Below are 26667 nucleotides of genomic sequence, written 5' to 3'. Positions count from 1 at the left end.
TCGGTTGTCTAATAAAAAAGTAATTATTTCCTCGACAATTATTGCATGGGAAATTAGCTTGGAACTGTTTAAAAGCAGAGATTGGCATGTTTTTAATTAAACGTTTAATTAATGAATTTCATTTGAAAATAAGTTGAATTATAACAATTGATGTAGAATTTAATGTTTTAATAAAAGTGATGTTGCTTAAATGGAAGGTTAGTCGACAAGTTTTTTGCTTTTATATTAAGTTTAATTTAGTTATGAAGCGGATTTATGATGTTTTAATCAAACGTTTAATTAATGAAAATCCAAATGAACTTTGTGGAAATATAGGTTTTAATCTGCTTATTATTTAACAACAAAACACCCTGAATGAAAATATTCAGGGTATTTCGTAACGGTAAATTTATTTTTTTGATTTGTCGTGTGGAACGGAAACTTCAATACTCTTTGTTGTCACATTACCAACTTTATCTGTGGCCGTATAAGTAATGGTGTAAACACGGCCATTACCGTTCCCTAATCTTTCAGCACGAAGTTTAAAGGAATCAGTCGTACCAGAAATAGGTTTATTATAATTGGCATTCTGAATATCATCAGGTTGGATAGGTTCATTGCTAGTAATTGAAGTTAACGCTACTGAATGAATTCCTGAAGCGGCATCAGAAGCATTAATAGCAGCCGTTATTGGCACCATCTTATGATTAACTGGTGATAATGTTGATTTGTCGAGTTTAATATCTAAGAGTGGTCCGGTCTTATCAAGTTTAATTGTTTTTGTATGAACCTGCTCGATATTCCCAGCTTTGTCTACACTCCAATATTTTAGAATGTGGACACCCTCTTCAGAAATAGTAACTGAATTACCGTTTTGTACGACTCCATTATCAATACTATAATAGGTTGCCGCCACACCAGTGTCATTATCATTTGCACTGAAAGTAATCGAAACATCTTTATTAACCCAATCTTCTGGTGCGTTATCGGTTGTAACAGGCGCAGTGGTGTCAGTCTTCATAAGTGTCAGGACCCCGAACACAGAAGTGTCCTGATATCCCAGACCAGTTAAATCGTTCCATGTTGCAGCACTTTGACGAGCACCATCTTTACCGTCATTAACCTGTACATCAAAACCGATTTTAGAATGGTTATCTGGTGTAATGGTTTTGAAAGGAATCTTTACTTCAACGGTATAGCCAATACCTGATGTTTTGGTTGCAGATTCGAAACCTTCTCCAACTCGGACAGGGTTAAAGGAAGTTTCATTGTCAAAGTTTACTCTATATTGTCCATCACCATCTTCGTAGGAAGACGTCTTTGCATTATTCTCGTCGACAAAGACTTCAATGGAATCCTGTTCCCATGGATTTGGGCTCGATTTGTCAAGCTGAGAGTCACTTACTTGAATTAAAACATACAGGTTTTCATTATCCCAGAGGACCTTGGATACGCCGTTTGCTCCCTGCCAAGCCATTTGGAAGCGGTTAATCGGCAGTTCCGTTGCATTGCTCCAAACGCCATCTACAGTTCCATCAATCACTGGTGTGCCGGAAACAGCACTTCCTTGATTAGCCTCTCTTACCTCAGGTTGATTTTCTGCAATAAATTTTTCTGGATTGATAACAGCATAGTAAGCTGGTTTTGCTTGCAAGTCTTTATCAAACAACAATGGACTTTGTGCAGCTCTCCAGCTGGTTGCATCATTTAGTCCCCAGAACGTTACACGAGAGATATGCTCTGCGTGTTCTCTGTAAATCTTGAACAATTGAGCGTATAAATAACCCTGGGTAATTGCTTCCTGCTCAGTAAGTACGTTATTGGTTCCAGCGGTAATGTCAAGTTCAGTCACACTTACTTCTACACCTAAGGAAATAAACTTCTCCAGGGAGAGTCTAACATTATCTGAGTTGGTGTTTTTATTGTAGTGAGCCTGCATGCCAATTCCGTCAATAAGAAGATCCCCATCATGCTCTGCTTCATACTTCTCATTGATTTCTTTCACCATTTGGTATATCGCTTGAGCCTTGCTCTGATTATCATCGTTGTAGTCATTGTAATAAAGCTTGATATCCAGGCCTTTTTCCTTTAGAACCTCTTTCGCTGCAAGGAAGGCCTGCTCTATAAAGTCTGGACCAATCGATTTGTACCAGCCGGATTGACGCAGTGATGCTTTCCAATCCGTTGGGTTCGGCGGGTTATCGATGATGGCTTCGTTTACCACGTCCCATGAAATTACCTTGTCACCGTAATTTTCTACGACTGTTTTAACATGGGTCCTTAAATTTGCTAGTGCTGCCTCACGGCTCAAAGGCTCGCCGTTTTCAGCTGTAAATAACCATTCCGGCGTCTGCTGATGCCATACAAGCACGTGTCCATGCATCTGCAATCCCTGAACCAAAACTTTGTCGACAAGCGCATTCTCATCAGTAAAGTCAAATTGTTTTTCGGCATTATACGCTTGATCTGGCTTCATTGCATTCTCGGCTGTAACAATATTGTGATGCATGTTGAGAAGCTTAAGTCTATTGCCTTCAAGATCAGAAGCTGAGACAGCGTTTCCAATTAAGAAATCGTCTTTATAAACATTTTTTATCGGTGTTAAATCCTGAACTTCAATTGGTCCCGAACCAGTAGGTTCAAATTTAATATCATCTATATATAATGATGCTGTACTGTTATTTGAGCTTTCCACATAAATGGTCAAAAATTCATCGCCTACACTGCTATAACGGTAAGTTCCCTCGAACTGAACCCAGCCGTCTTCGGTGCTGACTGTTTTTCCTTGAAGGTTATTATAACTGGCGCTTCCACCGTTGCCAACCTGTGTGGAAAGCTGAAGCTGTGAAGTTTCTGGTGAAATTAGCTTGACCCAGACAGAAATTTTATATTCCGAACCCTTGTCAACATATTTCTCTACCCTTAATGTAGGACCATGCCAAGTATTTGATCTGTTTTCAACTTTCAAAGCATAGGAGCCGCCTTCAGTATGGTTGGCTTCATTAGTAACTGTCAGTGTTTCACTACCGGCTCTGCCTTCAAATCCACTTGTGGTTTGATTTTCAAAAGTAATCGGTGTGAAGGTTTGTGCAGGGGGTCTTTCTTCGTTCCCGCCGTCGCCAGAGGCTGCCTTCTCGGTGATCAGAATATCTCCGATATAGAAGGGAACTGTTTTTCCTGCATCATTTGATTGAATGCGGAGGGCTCTATCTTTGCTCGTATCAACGGTATATTGACCCGTTAAAGTAAATGTTTGACCTGCTATCAAATCTCCCGCTGCATACAAGCCGTTATAGCTGTCTACATTCTGAAGCAACGCTTGTGCGCCTGCTGGAACACTCACGCTGCTATCAACAAAACCAGTAACTGTAATCGTATACGTTTTGCCGTTTTCCATACCGACATTGCTGAATGGGATATCAACGCCGTCCCAGTTGTTCGTCCTTCCGCTAACGGAGATGGCTTTTCCATCGTCATTGCCAGCAAAATCCTTATCAGAAACGTGGTTAACCTGTGCATTGCCCGCTTGCATTGCAACACCTAAACCATTTCCAAAGGTTTCATGAAAAACCGTTTCTGTTCCCGGCTCGTCGACTGGTGCCGGTGCTGGCCCGCCAATCCACGAAGCGATTTGTTCTAGAGTTGTACCCATCATTATATAATGGCGCCCCATAGCGTAGTTCCCAGAATTAGGATATCCAACTTTAAATGCGTACTTGATGCCATTCACTTGATTTGCTGCTTCTGCGTTTGCGTTATATGCACCATATGGGTAAGCCATAAGGACTGGAGCTTTACTTGAAATAGACTTTAAGTATTCGTTTGCTGCTGAAATTTCTGATGAGGCTTGATCCATAGTTATATTAGAGTTCCAAACCAAGCTTTGTTCATGAGTTTTGGAATGATTCTGGAGGCTGACACTAGGTTCATTCGTGAGGCTTTTCAATTGTTCTTCCGACATACTGTACCCTTTGCCAATCCAGTCACTGACAACAAACAAAACAGAGTTCATGTTATACCGATTCAATACCGGAAGAGCGTTGGTAATGAAGTCAGGAGTAGCATCATCAAAGGTTAATAGTATCGGTTTTGCTGGAGCCGTTTCCTTTCCTTCCATGATGCTCACATATTGTTCTGCAGACAAGGTGTTGTAACCGTTTTCACTAAGATACTGCATAGTCTGTTCAAACTTTACAACGCTGGTATCCGTCCATTCATTAGTAGGATTTTCAACAATTCGGTGGTACAGTAGCACTGGTATATCTTTGTTTGTTTCGGCTGCTGCAGCCTGTGTAATCCAGCCTGACGGTATTATCAAAATAGCTGCAAGAAGTAATGAAATAATTCTTTTCAACACTCTCTTCATTTTCTGCATTCCCCCATAAAAGATTTTTAACTATAACGGGTAAAGCGCTTAAAAAAGACAAACCTCCTCTCATTCTATAATTCTAGCTTGGTACCCCAAATAATTAACCATAACAAACTAAAGATAAAACTTAAGAAATTAAATATTCTGTCTAGTTGCCGGCAGGAAAAAAACAAAGTATGATTCTGAGGGGAATTAATTCTTTTAAGTTTTGTTTTTTTTCATAAGAGGTGTTGAAATGATTCATAATTATTTAGGGCAGACGATTCGTTTTGAAATAAAGTATAAAAAGCGTACATCGATGAGCATTTCTATCGATTTGTATGGAAATGTTGAAGTTCAGGCGCCTAAAGGAATTTCCGATGAACGCGTCATTCAGGCTTTAGAGGAAAAATGGGAGTGGATCCAGCAAAAACTAAAAGAAATGAAGGATAGAACCCTCGGACCAACGGTAAAAACATATGAACATGGTGAAAGCTTTCTTTATTTAGGCAACGAATATCCTATTCAGATTTCTCATGATTTAAATATCCAGCAAGACTATGTAATGTTTGAAGAGGAAAAGTTACATATTTATGTGAAACATCTTGAGGATGAAAAAATAAAACAAGCTTTAAAACGGTTTTACTATCAACAATGTAAAATGGTAGTCGAGAGAAGTATAAAAACTTATCAGAGCAATTTTAAATCAAAGCCACGGTCTATCCGGATTACAGATAATAAGACGAATTGGGGAACCTGTGATTCGAGACAGCAATTAACCTTTAATTGGAGGCTGGCGATGGCGCCGCAGAGTGTGATTGACTATGTAGTCGTCCACGAAATGTGCCATATGGTCCATCTGAATCATGATCGTTCCTTTTGGCGGCTTGTTGGTAAAATACTTCCCGAATATAAACAACAGGAGAACTGGTTAGCGTTATCCAGTTGGAAAATGACTGTTTAACATTTGAAACGGATATACTTGTGCTATGCAAATAGCAATCTTATTGGAGGTTTATAAATGGAGAATAATGATATATTAATTCGTTTACGATATGCGCTAGATATAAAAGATACAGATATGGTTGAGATTTTTAAATTTGGCGGAGTTGAAGTAACAAAAGAAGAAGTGCTAAAAATCCTTACAAAACCAAAGGACAGTTACGATGACGAAGATTATTATGAAGATGATGTAGCTGAAGATGAGGAACATATTAAATGCACGAATAGTATGCTGGAGTCATTTTTAAATGGCTTTATTACTTTTAAAAGAGGTAAGCAAGAACCAAAACCAGGACAGCCTGATACACCAGTACCTTCAAAGAGTAAAGAAAGTATTAATAACCAGCTATTAAAGAAGGTGAAGATCGCACTGGCGTTAACCAGTGAAGATATGCTCGATATCTTTGAAAAAGCAGGAATTACGGTAACAAAAGGTGAATTGAGCGCCATGCTTAGGAAAGAAGGCCATAAGAATTATAAGCAGTGCCTTGATAAATACGCTAGAAATTTCTTAAAAGGATTAGCTTTAAAATATAGAGGATAAAGGACTGCCAAAGCAATTTTAATAGTAAATCAGAGTAGATGAGACCCCCTAATTTTAGGGGGTTTCTTTATTAATCCTATGAGATCTACTATCTTTTCAACAATTTTGTTCTGTGCATAGAAATACAGAGAGGTAAAAATAGTGCACATTATTGTCAGAATCGTTAATCAAACAAAGAACGCCTTTCCATTATAGTGAAATTATAAATAAAAAAGGAGGTATGGTCCATGGATAATAAAGTGATCAAAACGAGTTTACCGGTTAATTATGTACACAAAAAAACATTTTGGACAAATAATAAAAAAGAAGCTTTATTTGGTTGGCTGTTTTTATTACCTGAAATAATTGGAATCTTGCTACTTTATGTATTTCCTCTAGTATTTTCACTTGTCCTTAGCTTTTCTGAATGGAATTTAGTTGGGGGATTACAAGCAATACATTTTGCAGGGTTTGATAATTTCATTAAATTATTTGAAGATGAAAAGGTACTGCTGGCTTTAAAAAATAATTTCATTTTTACTATTTTTACTGTTCCAATTGGAATGTTCCTTGCGATTGTACTAGCGGTCATTATTCATACGAAGGTTTACATGTCAAGCTATTTTAAAATTGCGTTTTTTATTCCTTATATTTCCTCCATTATTGCAATTGGCGCTGTATGGAGTGCACTCTTCCATCCATCACTTGGACCCATTAATCAATTTTTAGTTGGGTTAGGGATTGAGAATCCGCCAATGTGGTTAGCAAGTCCGAAGACCTCTATCATTTCAATTATTATTATTACGATCTGGGCGGGAATTGGTTACCAAATTATTATTTACCTTTCTTCATTATCAAGTATACCTGAAGAATTATATGAAGCAGCAAGTATTGATGGTGCATCCCAGATGCAACAGTTCTTTAAAATTACTCTTCCATTGCTTGGACCAACAAATGTCTTTTTATTTATAACATTACTGATTGGTTCATTTAAGGTATTTGATTTAATTGCCTTTTTAACGCAAGGTGGTCCAAATAACTCTTCAACAGTTATAGTATTCCGGATATATGAAGAAGGGTTCCAACAATTCAATATGGGTTATGCATCCGCGATTTCATGGTTATTATTTATCATTGTTGGAATTATTACCTTAATTAGCTGGAAACTGCAAAAACGGTTTGTACATTCTTGATGGGGGTGAATTAAAATGAAAAAAAAGCTTGATATTAGTAAAATTTTATTCACAATTGGTATGTTAGTATTATCACTCTTTTTCCTAGTTCCATTAATTTGGATGTTGTCAGCAGCATTTAAATTTGAAAAAGATGTAATGGTATTTCCAATTCAGTGGATTCCGAAAGATTGGAATATAGTTGAAAACTTCAAAGCGGTTTGGATGAGCGAAATTCCTTTTTATAAATTCTATTTCAACTCAATTAAACTAGCGGTTATTCAAACATTGGCGACACTGATATTTTCTGCAATGGCGGCATTCGCCTTTAGTAAGCTTCAGTTTAAAGGTAGGGATTTCGTTTTTGCCCTTGTCCTTAGTTTTATGATTATACCGGAACAAGGAACTTTGGTACCTAGGTTTATATTGATAAAATGGCTCGGACTTTATAATACACATGAAGCGTTAATCTTGATGGGGTTATTTTCTATCTACTTTACCTTCCTAATGAGGCAATACATGCTTGGAATTTCCAATGAGTATATCGAAGCTGCAAAATTAGATGGGGCAGGCTACTTCAAAATCTTTTGGAAAATCATTATACCGTTATGTAAACCGATTCTTGCAACTGCTGGTATTATTAAGTTTATTTGGATTTGGAATGATTATCAGGGACCACTAATCTTTTTACTTGATAAAGAACTTTATCCCATTACACTAGGGTTACAGTTATTTAAAGACGATTATGCAGATAACTTTGCTGTTCTAATGATGGCTTCACTCTCTGCTATTATTCCGCTTGTTATTGTCTTCATCATCATGCAAAAGCAAGTGATTAAAGGTATTGCTCTTGGCGGTGTAAAAGGTTGAGGGAGATTAAAACTAGTAAAAAAAGTGCACAAACAGTATCAAATTGTGCACCTTCAATAAAACGAACAGTAGGTATAATGTGAAATGTAAGCGATTAACAAAAAAAGAGGGGGATCCAAATGATGTTTAAAAAGAAAGCAACTTTAGCTTTAAGTACGGCGTTTCTAGCAATGTCTCTACTATCAGCTTGTGCAGGTGGTTCAGAGTCAAGTTCAAGTAAGAGTGAAAAGCCTAAAGAGGAAGAAAAAGTAACAATTAAGTATTACAACTGGGATAACGAGGTAATGCAGGCTTCAACAGCAAAATATATTGAGCAGTTTGAAAAAGAGAATCCAAATATTAATGTTGAACATGTACCGCTTGTGCCAGGTAATTCACTTGAATCGCTTAAAAAGCTTGATGTATTAACGGCATCCGGTGAGGAAATTGACGTTTTTATGACCCCGGCTATTGATCATATCTACCAGCGCGCAGCACAGGGGGTTATTGCACCACTAGATGACTTATATAAAGAAAATAATTTAAAACCAGAAGAGGAATACTTGGTTAATCCTATCTATAAAGGAAGAAATTATGGAATTTTAACTAATATTACTACCAATTTTGTGCTTCTTAATAAAGATGCGTTAGACGAGGCGGGTCTTGAAGTTCCTAAAGCTGGTTGGACATGGGATGAATTTAGTGAATATGCTAAAAAATTAACAAAGGGAGAAGGCACTGAAAAACAATATGGTGCATACTTCCATAACTGGGGATTATATGCGAATCCAATCGCTCAAGTACACCTTAAGCATCCATTTATGACGGAAGACGGTAAAACAAATTTTAAAGATCCTTCCTATGAGTATTTCTTTAATCTAAGACGTCAAATGGAGAAAACGGATAAATCCATTAAACCTTACGCTGACGTAATTGGTGCAAAACTAAACTACCGTACAGAATTCTTTAATGGTGACGCGGCGATGTTATTAACTGGTACTTGGATGATTGGCGAGACCGGTAATGTTCAAAACAATCCACATGATTTCAAAACAGCGTTTGCACCAGTGCCTGTTATGAAAAAAGGGGATAAAACCGATATCTTCACGGGCGGACACTATTTAGCAATCGGTGAAAGTTCAAAAAATAAAGAAGCTGCCTTTAAATTTGCGCGCTTTGTTTCTACTAACTTAACAGATGCAAGAACAGAGTTACCAGGTTGGAAAAATGGAGAAGCGCAGCCTTTAGTAGAAAAATGGATCGAGGGTAAAGAAGAGTTATATGATGTCGATTCACTAATGTATACTTTATTTGACAGTCAGGAAGCTTTACCAGCATCAGATGTCTCCATCACTTATGCAGCACAATTAGATAAAATTTTAGGCGATGGATTTAGTCAGTTTATCCTTGAAGACAAATCCGCAAAAGAAGTTCAACAGTGGATGGCTGATGAAGCAAATAAAGTAATTAAAGAAAACACAAAATAGAATGTAATGTGCAAAAAGGCGCCTATGAAAAGGGTGCCTTTTGTTCCATTTACCAGATTAAAGTAAGTGGTAAATTTTGAACCAACATGTAGCGAATTTTTATAGTAGAATAATAGCAAACGTTGAAATCAAAGTCTAAAAAGGGTGGCAGTGATTTATTATGAACAAATTAAGCTACTATCAAAAAATACAGTCATCATTTATTCTACTAATCTTGCTCCCAATATTAATCGTATCGATATTGTCCTACAAAACAACAAAGGACAACGTGGTTGAAAAAATAGAACTATCAAATCGTTCTGTATTAAATTTAGTTTCCAAAGATATTACAAAATTAGTCGATGATTTGTATTATGTTACTCATTTTTACGTGAAAAACGAAGAGACGATTCAAACATTGAACGATTTTAGTGAAACAGAAAAAATAAAAAGGTATCGGGATTATCAAAATTATCATAAGGTAATTTCTTCTTTTGACTATATATCGATAAAAATGTTAAATGCCGATATTCATATGTTTCTGATTAATAATAAAGGGTTTATCGTTCCTTATAATAACGGTATCTCAGTTAGAAATGCTTCCTTAACTGTTTTAAAAGATCATTGGAACCGCTTGCAAAATCGAATAAATGTTGATCAGTCAAGTCATTTACAAGCATTAGGACTGGTTAATTATTTGAACCAAGAGGAAAATTCCTATTACTACTTTAGTCGAGTAATTAATCACCCTGAAAAGGGAAGGCCATTAGCTACATTAAATATAGGAATCTCGAATGAATATTTTAAAAGATTATTTGAATCTGCTAAGTCAGGGAAGCTTGCATTATTTGATGAGAATGGAAAGTTGATTGCAGGGGATCCTGCAATATCTTTCATGGATGAAGATAAGCGAAATCGAGAAATAAGGGACGAAGTGTTAATTCCGATTTCAAAATGGAAGCTTATTCATGAAACCTCGAATGAAGAAGTAACAGGACAAATTACAAAAAACTTTTTACTAAGTTCAGTATTAATAGCTATTTTCTTTTTTATCTTTTTGTTGATTTCACTTTTAATTGCAAAAAGATTGCATCGTCCCATTCAAAAATTGACCCACGTTGCTACCCAGTTTGGTAAAGGAAAACATGATGTTCGTTTTTTACCTGAGGGCAGAGATGAAATCAATGAATTGGGAAGGACAATTAACCACATGTTAGATGAAATAAATGGGTTGATTGAAAAAATAGAGCATGAACAAAACGAGAAGCGGGCCATTGAGCTGCAGGCATTATTCGCACAAATTAGGCCGCATTTTTTGATTAACACCTTAAATTCTATCAAATGTAGTTTATTTATTAATAATGATTATAAACATGCTGATAAAATTAACGCCTTAATGAGTTTACTAAGAGCTTATATGAAAATAGATGAACCTGCCACGATTGAAAGTGAATGCAAACTGTTATCTCATTATATAGAAATCATGAGGATGAGAACGGAAGTGAATGTAGAATTGAAAGTTGAAATGCAGGATCAAGTTAAAGATATTAGTTTACCGAAATTATTACTACAACCCTTTATAGAAAATGCCATTGTACATGGGTTTTCTGAAAAAACAGTTGGAGAAATAACCATCCGAGCCAATAAAATGGATCAATCAATCTTTATCATGATAAGTGACAATGGAAAAGGAATGAGTGAAAATCAACTTTTTGAGCTAAACCGCATGTTAAAGAGTGACTTTGAAGAAACCTCCTATAATCGAGTTGGTTTAATGAATATTGCTAAGAGACTAAAGCTTTATTACGGTTCTAATACACATATTGAACTTCAGCAAAATGAAAATGGCGGCATAACGATTGTTATTCAAATTCCGTTTGATGGTAAGAGAGGTGAAAAATAGATGATTAACATTATGCTGGTTGATGATGATGTACCAATGATTAAATATTTGCGCCAACTAATCAATTGGGAAGAACTTGGCTTAAATGTTGTGGGAACATCCTACTCGAGTATAAAAGCCTTAGAGATGTTTAAACAGTTTAAACCAGATTTAGTTATTACAGATATTGGATTACCACAAATGAATGGACTTGAACTAGCCTCGGAACTTAAACAAATCAAATCAGATGTGAGAATGATTTTTTTAACCTGTCATGAGGATTTCCATTATGCACAAAAAGCCATTCAGCTAAATGCCGATAGTTATTTGATTAAGGATGAGCTAACAAAAGAGCAGCTCGAAGAAAGGTTGAAAGATTCGATTAATAAAATTAACGAAACCTCTGTTAGCTTAGAAGGTTTATCCTATAAGGAAATACTCAACCGGAATATTGAAATACTGAAACATTCGTTATTCGACCGTCTTATTAAAAGAGATGAGCCTGAAATGTTAATTCAGTTTGCAAAAAAACTTGATATTAGTTGGCAGTATCCTTCGTTTATTTTAGGAACGGGTCACATATCCTTATCAACATTTATGGAAAAGTATTCCTATCAAGATCTATCCATAATTAAATACGGATTTTATAATATTTCTTGTGATGTCGCTAAAAAATATCACGGAATTACATTTTTTAATGAGGAAGAATCCATTGTTTTTGTTTACAACTATCGTCAAAATATAAAATTTGATCATCATCAGTACATTCAATCTTTATTAATAGAGATACAAGAGAAAATTTTTGAATTGTTAGGTCTGGAGATTTCTTTTATCTATGGCCGCCAATCCTCTGATATAAAAAATGTTGGGTTTGTTTTCCAACACATGATTCACAATCGATATCGTTTTTTTTATCATACTGAACTGATTTTGAATTGGGATAAGCAGACCAACCAAAGCGCTTTTTGCCCGATTAGCCGTCTTCTAGACAAAGAGATGAGTGAACTTGTTATCGCTGTAAAAGAAAAAGGCAGTAAAAGAGTAAAAGATATATTAACAGTTATCACTCAAACTGCATCGGAAAAGAATCTTGACCCTGAAGAATTGAAAAAGGTTATTGCACGGAGAATCCGTTTAATTGAATTACAGTATATTGAAACGGGAAATGAAGAGTTTTATTCGTTTCTTGAGGAATGCTCAAGACTAAGTGATGTAGTAAAACTTGTAGAAAACAAGCTTACACAGCTTATTCAATGGAATGGAAAAATGGACGGAGCAAGCAGCAGAGAGCCTAAGTTACAAGAAATTGATCAGTACATTGTTCAGAATCTTTCTGAGAATGTTACATCCACAGATGTGGCCGCTCATTTATATATGAACCCAAGTTACTTCTCCCGTTATTTTAAACGATTGACGGGCGAAAATTTTACCGATTATGTTCATCGTTTTAAAATCGGTGTCGCCATAAAAATCCTTGAGCAAACGGGAGAATCAGTAGAAGAGGTCGCAATAAAATGCGGCTATTCAGATCGAACTTATTTTTCGAAAGTATTTAAAAAATATACGAAAATGACGCCGAGGGAGTACCGATCAAAAGTAGGTTATTAGTTAAGATCTAATTATATTTCGATAGAAAAAGATAAGTTAAAGAAAAGAGTCAAAATTTTCCCTAAAATCCAAAGAATATTACACCTTCCCCCTGTTTTTCAATAGTAAACTTTAGAAAAAAAGAAAGGAGAATTTTAATTGTAAGCGGTTACTGCTGGAGAGTGTGAAACTAGTAATCACACTTAATTCTAGAGCGGAGGGGAAAAAGGTGCATAAAGCAATGAGTATTTGTTTGACTATTTTCTTTATTATAAGTTCGGTTTTACCTGTGAAAAAAGTTGCAGCTGAAGAAACACAAAAAATGAATTTAATACAAAACGGTGGGTTTGAGATAGCAACTAGTAACAATAATTGGGCAAATAATATTGGGCCTGCAAATTGGGATATTTGGATTCCGAGTGGTAATCCAGTGTTAACGATTGATTCTGAGGTCTATCATGAGGGTGGGAAGTCCATTTCGATCAATGCTTCTCAGATAAGCAGAGCGGATGTTTTACAAGATGTTGCCGTCAAATCAGGCCAAAACTATCAAATATCATTTTGGTTCAAAACAGAAAATATTGAAGCATCATGGGGAGGACTGTTTGTCCGAACACAGTATTTTGATAGTAATGGAAAAAAAGTCAGTGATGGACCAGCCACTGAAAAAATAAAAGGAACACATGACTGGAGCTTAAAGGAATTAAATTTAGCTATTCCACAAAGTGCAAGTAAGGTACGAATAGAGCTATTTTTTGAAACGGCAAAAGGTAAAGCATGGATTGATGGTGTAACAATGAAGGAAACAGTAAAAAAAGTGACTGATTTTACGTTACAACAAAATGCGGTTACGTTAGAAATAGGGAAAACAATGAGTTTAACTCCGGTATTTACACCTGCCGATGTGACGGACAAAACCGTTTTTTGGACATCTTCCAACCCTGATGTTGCAGGGGTTAACGAAACGGGCCATGTTACAGCAGCAGCCCCAGGGGTTACAACGATTAAGGCAACATCAAAAGATGGCGGATTTATTGCAGAGTGTCTAGTAAGCGTAGATTCTGCTGAGGATATAGAATTTTATGAAGAGCTCCGAGTCAATTGGTTTAATAAACTAACGGGCAACCAACAATATAATCCTAACGATCAGGTTGCGGTCAACTATATTCGCAGTTTAGTAGAAAAAGTTACAAACGACGCTGGAACAGGTTTATGGGATACGATGAATAAGTCAGATAATCGCACGTCCTTGTGGAATGATCGAGCAAGTACAACGGATTCATCTCAAATTACTAATTCCTACCAACGATTAAAAGATATGGCTCTTGCATATTCTATCGAAGGTTCATCTTTGTATGGTAATCAAACGTTAAAGGAAGATATTCTTAGTGGATTGGATTGGTTGTATACCTATCGTTACAATGAAAATAAAAATGTATATGGAAATTGGTGGGATTGGGAAATTGGAACCCCTCAAGCGTTGAACGATATAGTTGTGTTAATGTATCACGATTTATCTTCCACTCAAGTTCATAAGTATATAAGCGCAATTGATAGGTTTGTTCCGGATCCTACTACACGAGCTTCTCTTAATAATCCAGACTTCCGTGAAACAGGTGCCAACCTTTTGGATAAGGCTCTTGTTGTATCTGTTCGCGGAGTAATTGGAAAAAATAGTGCGAAAGTGTTGCAGGGGCGTGATTCAATTAGTAAAGAATATCTTTACGTGAATAGCGGGGACGGTGTTTACAGGGACGGTTCTCTTGTTCAACACTATAATATTGCGTATACGGGCGGATACGGAGCAACTTGGCTTGGTCGTACAGCTGATATGTTGTATTTGTTAAAAGATTCGCCATGGGATGTCAAAGACCCGACTGTTAGTAATGTGTTTAACTGGGTAACCGATTCCTTTGAACCACTTATTTATAATGGCGCCATGATGGACATGGTTTCGGGAAGAGGTATTTCAAGGCAAAGCACGAATGAACATGCAACTGGCAGAGCAACAATTTTAAGTTTACTTCGTTTGGCTGATGCTGCTCCTGTTGAGAAGGCAGTCGCTATTAAACGAATGGTCAAAGAGTGGATTCAAAAAGATACCACATTTACCAATTATGCTAATGGTTTATCGATTTATCAAATCAATCTTTTGAATTCTTTAATGAGTGATCCTGCGATTGAGCCTAGGGGAGAGTTAGTAAAGAATCAAGTCTTTGCAGGAATGGATCGGGTCGTTCATCTTCGTCCTGGATTGGGTTTTGGGATTGGTATGTTTTCTGATAGAATTTCAGGTTTTGAGTATGGTAATGGAGAAAATAAAAAAGGTTGGTATACAGGAGCTGGTGCGACTTATTTATATAACAATGACCTAAAGCAATTCAGCAATGCTTATTGGCCAACCGTAGACAGTTATCGATTACCGGGTACAACAACTGATCAATCAAAAGGAACATTGAAGGATTGGGAAAGTTACTATAACCCAAGAACATGGGTTGGGGGTTCTACTCTGGATGGAATTTATGGTACTGCTGGAATGGATTTCTCCCTTGAAAAACTGACTGGCAGTTCATTACAAGGAAAAAAATCCTGGTTTATGTTCGATGATGAGATTGTTGCCTTAGGTGCAAGTATTTCGAGCTCAGATGAGTCTAAGGTAGAAACAATTATTGAAAATCGACAATTGAATAATAATGGAGACAATAAGCTGATCGTTAATGGGGAAGAGAAGCTAAATCAGCTCGGTAATTCTGAGACCTTAAACAGTGTTAAATGGGCTCACTTAGAGGGAAATGTTCAAAGCTCAGATATAGGCTATTATTTCCCTGAATCAACTAGTCTGTATGGATTACGTGAATCGAGAACAGGGACTTGGAACGAGATTAATAATGGCGGATCCACTGAACCTATTACAAGAAACTATTTAAGTTTAGCGTTTGATCATGGGAAAATGCCTACAAATGCTTCCTATTCGTATGTACTTCTCCCGAATAAAGATGTTACCCAAACAGAAAGATACAGTAGTAATGCTAATATAATTGTCCTTGAAAATACATCAGCAGTTCAAGCAGTAAGAGAAAAGACACTTGGGATAACAGCGGCAAACTTTTATCAAGCAGAAACTGTAGACTTTATTACCGTACAAAACCCTGCATCTGTCATGGTACAAGAAGATGGTAATGGATTGACTCTTTCTGTATCTGATCCAACGCAAAAACAAGATAAAGTTATCGTTGAATTAAACAAAACAGGCATTGAAGTAGATAAAAAGGATGACACAATTACAGTTCTGCAAACATCTCCAACACTAAAGGTTGAAGTGAATGTTGCCGGTTCGATAGGGAAAACACATTCCATCAAATTCGTGGATAAAACATCCCCTACCGTACTAGCACCAGAATTAATAGAATTATATCGTACAGATTCAGTCAATCCAGAGCTTGAGATTTCTGATTCCTTTAGCGGTGTATCTAGTAAAGAATTCAAGTTAGATGGAGTGGTGGTAAATACTCCAGAAATACAACCGTTTTCACTATCTATAGGAGATCATACTATTGAGGTTACCGCAGCCGATCGAGCTGGAAATGTTACGAACGAAACTATTAGGCTAAAGGTTAAAATGGATATTGATCATTTAGATGAGGCGATTAATTATGGAAGGGAGAAGGAATGGATTACTGATGAAGGGATAGCTACTAGTCTTCTATCAAAGGTAAACAACATCCAAAATGGAAAGATTGAAGATCAACAAACACAAAGTAGTTTAAATGCATTGGAAAATCAAATTCGAGCACTATCCGGTAAAAAGATTGATACAACCTTTGCAAAATTGCTGCTTGAAGATATTTCTAATTTCCTTAACATTCCTAGATGAATTTTGCTTTTATGATCACTTTGGTAGACCCATTTGAATATCGCAATTAGTATTAACTCGAGGGGGGAGACACGAAATGTCTCTCTCCTCCTTTTTGGCAAAACTCATAAATCATTTCATAGGTAAAAATAGTGCACATTTTTCTGTAAATCTCACATATTACATAACCTCGTTTCCCATTACACTTTGTATAAAAGGTCAGCAGAAAAAAGTTTTGATCTAAGTTGAAATGTTAGGAGAATGTATTCATGTGGAAATTTGCGATTGAAGATGCAGTCGAAAAAACGAGAAATAATATTGACCGTTTTGGTGATTTATTCCCCCATGTCAGCATGAATGGCAAAAAATATGAGTTGAACGATAATGACGATTGGACCGATGGCTTTTGGTCAGGGATGTTATGGCTGTGTTATGAATATTCTAATGATCCAATTTTTAAAGAAAAGGCCCAAAGAACGGTTGAAAGCTTTCAAAATCGCTTAAATAAAAATATTGTTCTCGATCATCATGACATTGGATTTTTGTATTCGCTTTCTTCTAAAGCGCAATGGATGATCGAAAAAAACGAGGCAGCAAGAGAACTAACTTTGCAGGCTGCAGATAAGCTGCTTAGCCGTTGGCGTGAAAAAGGTCAATATCTGCAAGCGTGGGGGCCAAAAAACGATGAAAAAGAAGGCGGAAGAATCATTATTGATTGTCTGCTTAATCTTCCGATTCTCTATTGGGCGAGTGAACAAACAGGAGAACCTAAATATCGGGATGTAGCTGAAGCTCAAGCGGAAAAAAGCAGGCGCTATCTTGTTCGCGGTGATGACAGTTCTTATCATACGTTTTTCTTTAACCAAGAAACGGGTGAGCCTATCGGTGGAGCAACCCATCAAGGTTATACAAATGGGTCGACATGGACACGTGGCCAGGCATGGGGAATCTATGGATTTGCCCTTTCTTATCACTCTACAAAAAACTCAACTTATTTGGATACAGCAAAAAGAGTGGCGAAATACTTTATTGAACATTTACCAGATGACTTTGTCTCCTATTGGGACTTTAATGCACAAGTAAATGAAGATACACCTCGTGACAGTTCAGCGACCGCCATTGCAGCATGTGGATTACTTGAAATAATCAGCCATTTAAATGAAGACGATATCGATCGAAAATACTTTGAAGAGGCTGTCATTAAAATGATGAATTCCCTTGTAGAAAATTATTCAACGGTCAAGGAAAAAGATGCCGAAGGCCTTCTAAAGCATGGCTCCTATCATGTTCGTGGTGATCTCGCAATCGATGATTATATGATTTGGGGAGATTACTTTTATCTTGAGGCTTTAATGCGTTTAGAGAAAAATCATAAAGGCTACTGGTATGAATGATGGAAACGAAGGGAATGCTTTCAGGAATATATCGAGTTTCAGAGAAAGTCATGATGATTGCCTATACAAACATTTTATGGATCTTGTTTTCACTGCTCGGGTTTGTCCTAATTGGTATCATGCCTGCAACTGCTGCCATGTTTGCCGTCATGAGGAAGCTGATTATGGAAGATGAAGAAGAGGTACCAATTTTTAATTTGTTTTGGAATAAATATAAGCAAGAATTTGTGAAAGCAAATCTTTACGGTTACTTATTATTACTTGTTGCTGCTGTTTTTTTACTGGATGTAATGTTATTTCAATCCTTAGATGGATGGCCATTTATCTTTCTGTCAATCCTATCTGCCGGATTATTGCTGGTATCTTTAGCTGTTGTCCTATATTTCATACCACTCTATGTTCATTATAACTTATCATTCTTTCAATATATAAAAACAGCATTCTTATTAACTTTTACACACCCAATCCAAACATTCATCATGATTACTTCCGGTGCGGTCATCGGATTCATCTTATTGCTGCTTCCTGGCTCATTATTTTTCTTTAGCGGCAGCTTGTATTGTTTTATTGTAACGAAAACAGCTTTGAAGGTTTTTGCTCATGTAGAAGAACAAAAAGAGGTATTAGAAGGGGAGAGCCAATATGGCGAGTATTCAATTTGATAAAAATAGCTGGATTATTGATGGGAATCGGGTTTTCATCAAGTCAGCGGCTGTTCACTATTTCCGCCTGCCTCGTGCAGAGTGGGATGAACTGCTAGATAAAGTAAAAAAAGCAGGCTGTAATTGTATTGAAACCTATATTCCTTGGAATTGGCATGAAGAGGCAGAAGGTGTATGGGACTTTGCAAACGATAAAGATTTGGGAACATTCCTAAAGAAGTGTGAAGAAAGAAACCTGTATGTCATTTTACGGCCAGGGCCATACATTTGTGCGGAGTGGGATTTCGGTGGACTGCCATGGTGGCTGAGTTCCAAGGAAAACATGAAATACCGTTGTTATCATGAACCATTTTTACACTATGTAGATCGGTATTTTGACGAATTAGTTCCACGGATTCTTCCTCATTTGATCACGAATTCAGGTACAGTCATTATGGTTCAAGTTGAAAATGAGTTTCAAGCACTTGGAAAACCAGATAAAAAGTATATGGAATATTTACGTGACGGACTCATTACAAGAGGGATTAATGTTCCATTAGTAACCTGTTATGGAGGCGTAGAGGGAGCGGTTGAGTTCCGGAACTTTTGGTCTCATGCAAATGAACATGCAAAAATATTAGATGAGAGATTCGAAGGCCAGCCAAAAGGAGTTCTTGAATTCTGGGTTGGTTGGTTTGAACAATGGGGCGGACCGAAAGCTAATCAAAAAACAGCTGGGATGTTAGAAAAAGCTTTATATGAATTGCTGCGAGAAGGGTTCACAGCAATTAACTATTATATGTTTTTCGGAGGAACGAATTTCGACCATTGGGGCGGGCGGACGATTGGTGAACATACATTTATGATCACATCGTATGATTATGATGCACCCCTAACGGAATATTTACAAGAAACACCGAAGTATCAGGTAATAAAACGAGTTCACAGCTTTATTGATTGGGTCGAACCGGTATTAACAAATCCTGTTAATATTGAAGAGTGTACCGCACTGCCTGAAGGGCTGCAAGGCAAAACAGTACAGAGTAAAGCTGGAAGTATTGCGTTTCTTACCAATTCGAAATCGGAGCGTGCCATTCACAAACTTTATAGCCCAGAGGAACAATATCAACTCAGTATTACAATTGAGCCAGATGGAATTTTACCTGTCGTAAAGAATGTAAAAGCAGGAAGATTAGCGGGCAAAACAGTGAAGATTTCGGCATTAACTGCATACTCAACAGGTTTTTCAAATAATGTTGGTGCTGTCTACCATGAAACGGGGCAGCAATCCTCACTCGTTTTACAAGTAAAAGATGTTGATGAACTTTCGATTTCCTGCCGATATCCGCAGCGTTTTGAAAAGCTAAGCAGTGGGGAATTGCAATTCACATTATTTCACGGGTCAAAACCGCAGGTAATTTCCATTAAGGATTGTAAAAATGAGTGTTTTGAAATCATTGTGACCGATCGAAAGACAGTAGAGAATAATGATGAAATCATTGCTGCCGAAGGGGAGGTTACATTTTCATTAGCAGATTGGTATCAGGCGCCAGAAAAAATGGATGAATCGATGAGCAAGGAATCTGTTAAACCGCTGGACTTTAGTTCATTTGGACAATGGAGTGGATATTTATCGTATACGGCACAGTTTGAATCGAACGAAACGGGTCAAAAAACGTTAATTTTCCCAAGAATTGAAGATCCAGCACAAGTATTCCTAAACAATCAATATATCGGACTTGTCAATGATTTAGGGGCAGCTTCTATCGAGCTTCCTGTTGAAAAAGGCAATAATAGCATCCGCTTCTTGGTTCAAAATATGGGCCGATACAATTTCACACAAGCTTTAGGGGAACCGAAGGGAATAAGTGAGGCTCCTAGTCTTGATGGACGTGTTGTTGACTTATTAGATGGCTGGAAAGTGGAAGGTATCGGTAAAACACATTCATTAAGAAATGTTCCGGAAATCGAGGGAAGAATTTCGTTTTTAAAGGAATTTGTCAATGATCAAGGCTTCGATAAAGCCATCCTTGTTGGAGAAGGACTTCAAAGATTGCGCTTGAATGACGGAGTTCCAGTCATGCTCATAACGAATGAAACGGCTTGGAATCGTTTTGATGCACCATATGGAGTGGCTGATGCAGGTCATCTCTTAAATGATGGCTTTAATGAATTTGAATTTGATGGGCAGGGGCTCAAGGGAATTTCGAAATTAAAGCTTTATTTATATAAGGAAACAAAACAGATTGAAAATTGGACAATACAAAGTGCTGCACTTTTAAACCAACCGAAGGATTGGCAAAAGTTTGATCATAGATTTAGTACGGAAAAGGTCAAACCATGTTGGTATAAAACCACCTTTACAACATCATTACAATCTACTGATGATGTAAAAGTGAAGATCCGTTTGGATGGGTTATCGAAAGGTACTTTCTGGGTGAATGGTTTTTGTTTAGGCCGATACTGGCAAATCGGACCTCAAGAAGAATATAAAATCCCTGCAAGTATTTTAAACCAGGAAAACGAATTGATTATTTTTGATGAGGAAGGCTGTTCACCTCTGCAAGTAAAAATAGAAACGATTTAATGCGATTTTTTATCCTTTTAAAACAAATAACAAAAAAACAAGCCCTGCCAGGTTTATATGACCTTGCAGGGCTTTTAAAATTAGTCTTCTATAATATCTTTACGGTTTTTCTTAAACATCTTAGATAATACTTCATAAACGATTGGAACAACAATGAGTGTTAATAATGTTGAACTTGTTAAACCGCCGATTACGGTAATACCAAGACCCTTCGAGATTAAACCGCCGCCGCCTTGGCCGATTGCTAATGGGATTAACGCACCGATTGTTGCGATAGCTGTCATTAGGATTGGACGTAGACGTGTTGCTCCAGCTTCAAGTACAGCTTCACGCATCGTCATGCCATCACGTTCCATATGAATAATCCGGTCAACCAGTACAATAGCATTCGTAACAACGATACCAATTAACATCAATAGTCCCATCATAACTGATACAGAAATCGTTTCACCTGCGATTAATAAACCAACAAAAGAACCAATTACTGCAAATGGTAATGAGAATAGGATCGCAAACGGTGCGACACCTTCACGGAAGGTTACAACTAGGATAAAGTATACAATCGCAATGGCTGCAAGCATAGCCATACCTAGCTGTGTGAACGTCTCAGTCATATCTGCCTGGACACCGGCAACGCCAATGGTAACACCTATCGGTAAATCTAATTTATCAATTTCTTTATCAACTTCAGCTGTTGCTTTTGAAATATCCTCATCAAGGATCGTACCAGAAACAGTTGCATAGTATTCACCTTTACTGCGTGCAAGTGTATTTAATGTTGTACCTTTTTCAACTGTAACGAGTTCAGAAAGAGGCATTGTTGTACCAAGTGCTGTTGGTACTTGTGTTGCTAAAATATCGTCAATTGATTTTGGCTCTGCAGCTTGTTCCTGCTGAACGATTACTTCTAATTCGTTACCGTCCTTTTCAACCGTTGTTAATACATCTTGAGTTTTTGTTGGGTTTAACATCATCACGATTTGACCAGTTGTTAAACCATACTGCAGTAATTCATCTTGTTCCACTTTGAATGTGTATTCAACGTAGGCTTCCTCAGCGCTTGAAGAAACATCTTCTAAGCGGTCATTTTTACTCAGAACGCCTTCTACCATTTTTACAGCTTCGTTTAGTTTATCTAAATCTTCACTGTAGAACGTGTAGCTGACTTCATTTGAAGCCATTGATGTTGGTGCGAAGTTTTGTGACTTCCATTCGCCTGACTGCCCGATATTAAACACATATTCTTCAATTTCTTCACGGACTTCCGGGAAGTTTTCCATTTCTGGGTCAAAAATAAGGTACATTAACGCACCATCTCCGCCGCCGCCCATCATCGCAGCCATCGGATCTCCGCTTTCCGTTACAGAAATCTGAACAATGTCGATATCATCACGTTTAAGCATTTCTTCTTCTACGGCTTCAACGTTTGCTAATGTTTCATCCTTTAGTTCACCAGCTTTTGGTGTGTACGTTAAGTACATAACCTTTTCTTCTTCACTGCCCATAAAGCTAAACCCGATTAATGGAGTTAAACCTAAACTGCCAGCTAATAAAACAACTGCAATAACGGAGGTAATAATTTTATGGTTCAGCGTCCAGCCAAGGACACCTTTGTACCAGTTCGCTAATTTACCAACTTCTTTATGACTGCTTTCAGTCTTCTCACCATATAATTTTTTCTTAAATAAGAAGTGAGACAACGCAGGAACAATCGTAATCGCAACTACTAACGAAGCGCCAAGAGCAAATGTCATCGTTAATGCAAACGGCATGAATAGCTCGCCGACCATACCGCCAACGAAGATAAGCGGTGCAAAAACTGCTACCGTTACTAATGTTGATGACAGGATTGGTTTGAACATTTCGATTGTCGCTTCACGGACAAGCGCACGCCCTGATAATTTTTCTTCTTTTAAATGAAGACGTCGATAAATATTTTCAACTACTACGATGGAGTCATCGATTACACGGCCGATGGCAACTGTAACAGCACCGAGCGTCATAATATTGAGGGTAATCTCCATCCAGTTCAGCAGTAATAATGCCATGAAAATGGATACTGGAATCGACACGATCGAAATAATGGTTGATTTAAAATCACGCAAGAATAAAAGAATAATTAATACGGCAATTAAACCGCCAAATAGTGCTTTTTCAACCATCGTTTTAACTGATTCTTCAATTGGTGCACCTTGGTCGAGTGATACATCGATGACCAGACCATCTATTTTTTCCTTTTGTTCCTCGATCAAATCCTTCACACTGTTTACAACATCAACAGTGTTTGCTTGTTGTCCTTTGACAATTTGAATGGCAATCGCGTTTTCACCATTGGTACGTGAAATCGATTGTACTTTACCAACGACTTTAATCTCAGCGATGTCGCTAAGCTTCACAAATGGTAAAGGCTGGTCTGCAGATGGTGTTACAGGAATTAGCATTTCCTTTAATTCATCCGCTGTCATAAACTTCCCATCTATTGCTACAGCTTGTTCGCCTTCTTCAAATTCGTAAAGGCCTAATGAAACCGCTAGGTCACTTGCTTGAATCATTTGTTTTACAGTATCTTCTTTTAAGCCATATTGAGCCATTTTTGCTTCGTCATAAGTAAGCTGAACTTCTTCAATATGTTGACCTGTAATGGTTGCAGAGGCAACACCATCAATTTTCTCGATTTTTGGAAGGATAATATCCTCAACGGTTGACGTTAATTCAATGATATCCTCTGTTGTACTGCTTATACTAAGTGCAGCAACTGGCATCATGTTCATACTAATTGCTGTAATAATTGGTTCTTGTGCATTTTCTGGCAGCTTCACTGCCTCTAAGGCAGATTTTAATGCACGATTTGCTTCGTCCATATCTTCACCGTATTCATATTCCACTTGAAGACTTGCCATATTTGCATTTGAATTGGAATAAACGGATTTTACACCTTTAAGATTTTCGATTGCTTTCTCTAAAGGTTTGGATACGTCTTCCATCACCTGCTCTGGAGTTGCCCCAGGATATACATCCATGACCATTAAGTATGGTATTGAAATATCTGGAATGGTCTCCATATTCATTCGTGTACCTGAATAAATACCAGATACCGTTATAATAATTGTAAGTAACCATACTGCTAGTTTATTTCCGAGTACAAAGTTGACTAAACCTTTCACACTTACACCTGCCCTTAATTGACTTATCTAACCCATTTACTTATAATACTGACTAACCGGTCATCTGTCAATGATTGAACTAAGGAGTGAAGAATGAACGATGAAAAAACAATTGATTATGGAAAAAGCGATAGAACTCTTTGCTAAACAGGGTTTTGAAGCCACATCTGTCCAACAGATCACAGAGCATTGCGGCATTTCCAAAGGGGCTTTTTATCTGTCTTTTAAGTCTAAAGATGAATTAATTATTGAGATAATCGATCACTTTATGATTCAATTCACCTCTGAAGTTGACTATATAGTCAGAAACGCAAAGGACGGAGAAAATCTTTTATATAATTTTTACTTTGCGATATTCAGCTCATTTCAAAAGCATTCAGATTTTGGGAAAATACTTATTAAGGAGCAATCTCGTTCTTTTAATGAGGATTTCATCATAAAAATGCGTTACTACGACAGATTAATGGATAAAACCATTCTTTCGATGGTAGAGCGTTTATATGGAGATGATGAAGTTAAAGAGATAAAATATGACTTAGTGTTTTGTATCAAAGGTTTTATGAGTATGTATTCTCAGTTATTTTTGTTTTATAACGTCCCATTAGATTTGGATTTGTTGTCAAAATCATTGGTGGAAAAAACAAATCTGCTTGCAAGACACTCCACCGTTCCCTTTATTTCAAAAGGGCTGATCGAAGTGTTTGAAGAACCGGCATTAGAGGATTTAACAAAAGAACAAATTCTCGTACTAATGGATCAAGAAATTGAAGAAATAGAAGAGTCAGTAGAAAAGGAATCATTGATACTGTTAAAACAGCAGCTGCATGAACCAACATTTGGACGGGCAATTCTGAAGGGATTACTAGAAAATATTCGCAATCATCCTCAAACCAAATGGATTTCTTATTTACTAAGCAGTTTTTTTGATATGTAGAGTAAAGGTGGGCAAACAGTGTTTATTTTAACAGAGGCTGCAAAAACTGAAATACAAAATCGGCTGGAATTATCAAATTCTGCTAAGTTTATCCGAATACAAATGCGTAAAAGCTGTTTCATGAAAGTGAAATTAACTTTAGAAGAAACGATGAAAGTTAATGATAGTGAAATAGTATTAGATGACCTGCACTTCATCATCGATAAAGGTGAATGTCATTATTTTCGTAATAAAAAACTGGATTTCATACCGGATCAAACAGGTTTTAAACAGTTTGAAGTCATTTAATATTCTTTAAACCAAAAAGTGTTCATTCTAAAAAAGGATGAGCTCTTTTTTTTATTTTGCAATAGAATGGAAGCACGCCTTACGAATAGTGTATTCAATTTTATTGACATACTAGTAGTTGCAAGGTAGTATAAATACATCGATTAGTTATTTACGAACGCCGTTCGATAATGGCGAATGAAAGAAGGATGGTAATGTCTGAACGTTTAATTCAATCGATTGAAAGGGCAGCTGATGTCCTTGAATTGTTTTTGACCACAAGCCCGGAACTAAGTGTTAAAGAGATCAGTGATGAGCTGCAATTATCCAAAAGCACCGTCCATGGAATCATTAAGACCTTGGAACATAGAGGATATCTTCAACAGAATCCAGAGGATTTGAAGTATAAGCTCGGGATAAAACTTTTCATATTGGGCAACTTCGTGGGTAAACATCTTGATATTGGAAACATAGCCAGACCGATTATTAGAGAATTAGCCGACGAAGTAAATGAAACCGTTCACTTAGTTACATTACAGCGTGATGAAGTTATTTATATTGAAAAAGTAGAAGGTCCAAGGGCTCTTACGATATACTCCCATATTGGAAAAAGAGCACCGGTTCATTGTACAGGTGTGGGGAAGGCAATACTTGCTCACTTAAGCGAAAAAGAGGTTGATAGACTGTTATCAGCAGCAAGTTTAGAAGCATTTACAGAGTACACGATGACCGATGTCCATGAAATTAAAAAACATTTAGTTTCTGTTCGTGAGACAGGGTATGCAGTAGATGATGAAGAAATCGAGCTAGGACTCAAATGTATTGCCGCGCCGATATTTAACCATAAAGGAAATGTAATCGCTTCAATAAGCTGTGCTGCACCTAAAATGAGACTTGATGAAGAAAAGCTTCCTAAAGTAATAGCGGGGATTAAGAGAGCTGCAACTGAGATTTCAAGATCTTTAGGTTTTAAAGGGAACGTCTTATAAAAAATCAGCTCGTGTAAAAAACATATAAAA

Annotated in this window: 16 protein-coding genes; 14 read left to right on the top strand and 2 right to left on the bottom strand. The window is 37.1% G+C overall.

Going from position 1 to position 26667, the window contains the following annotated elements:
- Positions 1–388 precede the first annotated feature (388 nt).
- Entirely contained in the window at positions 389–4345 is a 3957-nt protein-coding gene (locus tag ACIQAA_RS21540; RefSeq protein ID WP_402623463.1) for an endo-1,4-beta-xylanase, read from the bottom strand.
- Between the two features lie 238 nt (positions 4346–4583).
- Here ACIQAA_RS21540 and ACIQAA_RS21535 point away from each other — a divergent pair, with 238 nt between their 5' ends.
- The 11 genes from ACIQAA_RS21535 to ACIQAA_RS21485 all read left to right on the top strand — a co-directional run bounded on the left by ACIQAA_RS21535 (position 4584) and on the right by ACIQAA_RS21485 (position 21283).
- On the top strand, positions 4584–5291 hold the full coding sequence (locus ACIQAA_RS21535; protein ID WP_402623462.1) for a M48 family metallopeptidase: 708 nt from the start codon (positions 4584–4586) through the stop codon (positions 5289–5291).
- A gap of 57 nt (positions 5292–5348) precedes the next feature.
- On the top strand, positions 5349–5873 hold the full coding sequence (locus ACIQAA_RS21530) for a YehS family protein (RefSeq protein WP_402623459.1): 525 nt from the start codon (positions 5349–5351) through the stop codon (positions 5871–5873).
- 227 nt (positions 5874–6100) lie between these two features.
- Positions 6101–7045 (top strand): carbohydrate ABC transporter permease, encoded by a 945-nt coding sequence (locus ACIQAA_RS21525; protein WP_402623457.1) that lies wholly within the window; start codon positions 6101–6103, stop codon positions 7043–7045.
- Between the two features lie 15 nt (positions 7046–7060).
- Positions 7061–7894 carry a carbohydrate ABC transporter permease gene (locus tag ACIQAA_RS21520; RefSeq protein ID WP_402623454.1) on the top strand — a complete coding sequence of 278 codons (834 nt, stop codon included), beginning with the start codon at positions 7061–7063 and terminating at the stop codon, positions 7892–7894.
- Positions 7895–8013: 119 nt separating this feature from the next.
- Positions 8014–9360, top strand: coding sequence for an ABC transporter substrate-binding protein (locus ACIQAA_RS21515; protein WP_402623452.1), 1347 nt, complete (start codon positions 8014–8016; stop codon positions 9358–9360).
- A 160-nt stretch (positions 9361–9520) separates the two neighbouring features.
- A complete protein-coding gene (locus ACIQAA_RS21510) occupies positions 9521–11242 on the top strand; it encodes a sensor histidine kinase (protein WP_402623450.1) in 1722 nt (573 codons plus the stop codon).
- Positions 11243–12829: a response regulator transcription factor gene (locus tag ACIQAA_RS21505; protein ID WP_402623447.1), complete on the top strand. Its 1587-nt coding sequence runs from the start codon at positions 11243–11245 to the stop codon at positions 12827–12829. It begins immediately after the preceding gene.
- Positions 12830–13037: 208 nt separating this feature from the next.
- Positions 13038–16682: a polysaccharide lyase family 8 super-sandwich domain-containing protein gene (locus ACIQAA_RS21500; protein WP_402623444.1), complete on the top strand. Its 3645-nt coding sequence runs from the start codon at positions 13038–13040 to the stop codon at positions 16680–16682.
- 248 nt (positions 16683–16930) lie between these two features.
- Positions 16931–18055 (top strand): glycoside hydrolase family 88 protein, encoded by a 1125-nt coding sequence (locus tag ACIQAA_RS21495; protein WP_402623442.1) that lies wholly within the window; start codon positions 16931–16933, stop codon positions 18053–18055.
- A complete protein-coding gene (locus tag ACIQAA_RS21490) occupies positions 18052–18717 on the top strand; it encodes a YesL family protein (protein ID WP_402623440.1) in 666 nt (221 codons plus the stop codon). Before ACIQAA_RS21495 ends, ACIQAA_RS21490 begins: the two co-directional genes overlap by 4 nt.
- Positions 18698–21283, top strand: a complete 2586-nt coding sequence (locus tag ACIQAA_RS21485; RefSeq protein ID WP_402623437.1) for a beta-galactosidase — start codon at positions 18698–18700, stop codon at positions 21281–21283. The genes ACIQAA_RS21490 and ACIQAA_RS21485 overlap by 20 nt, the downstream gene beginning before the upstream one ends.
- 80 nt (positions 21284–21363) lie before the next feature.
- Here the strand turns inward: ACIQAA_RS21485 and ACIQAA_RS21480 are convergent, their stop codons facing one another.
- Entirely contained in the window at positions 21364–24447 is a 3084-nt protein-coding gene (locus tag ACIQAA_RS21480; RefSeq protein WP_402623434.1) for an efflux RND transporter permease subunit, read from the bottom strand.
- 100 nt (positions 24448–24547) lie between these two features.
- Here ACIQAA_RS21480 and ACIQAA_RS21475 point away from each other — a divergent pair, with 100 nt between their 5' ends.
- The 3 genes from ACIQAA_RS21475 (at position 24548) to ACIQAA_RS21465 (ending at position 26637) form a co-directional block, all read left to right on the top strand.
- Entirely contained in the window at positions 24548–25381 is an 834-nt protein-coding gene (locus tag ACIQAA_RS21475; protein WP_402623431.1) for a TetR/AcrR family transcriptional regulator, read from the top strand.
- An 18-nt stretch (positions 25382–25399) separates the two neighbouring features.
- Entirely contained in the window at positions 25400–25669 is a 270-nt protein-coding gene (locus tag ACIQAA_RS21470; RefSeq protein WP_402623429.1) for an iron-sulfur cluster biosynthesis, read from the top strand.
- Between the two features lie 194 nt (positions 25670–25863).
- Positions 25864–26637: an IclR family transcriptional regulator gene (locus ACIQAA_RS21465; protein WP_402623426.1), complete on the top strand. Its 774-nt coding sequence runs from the start codon at positions 25864–25866 to the stop codon at positions 26635–26637.
- Positions 26638–26667 lie beyond the last annotated feature (30 nt).

This window comes from Neobacillus sp. NPDC093182 (assembly GCF_044754045.1).
Note: the sequence above shows the minus strand (reverse complement) of the source record. Positions and strands in the feature narration are given on the sequence as shown.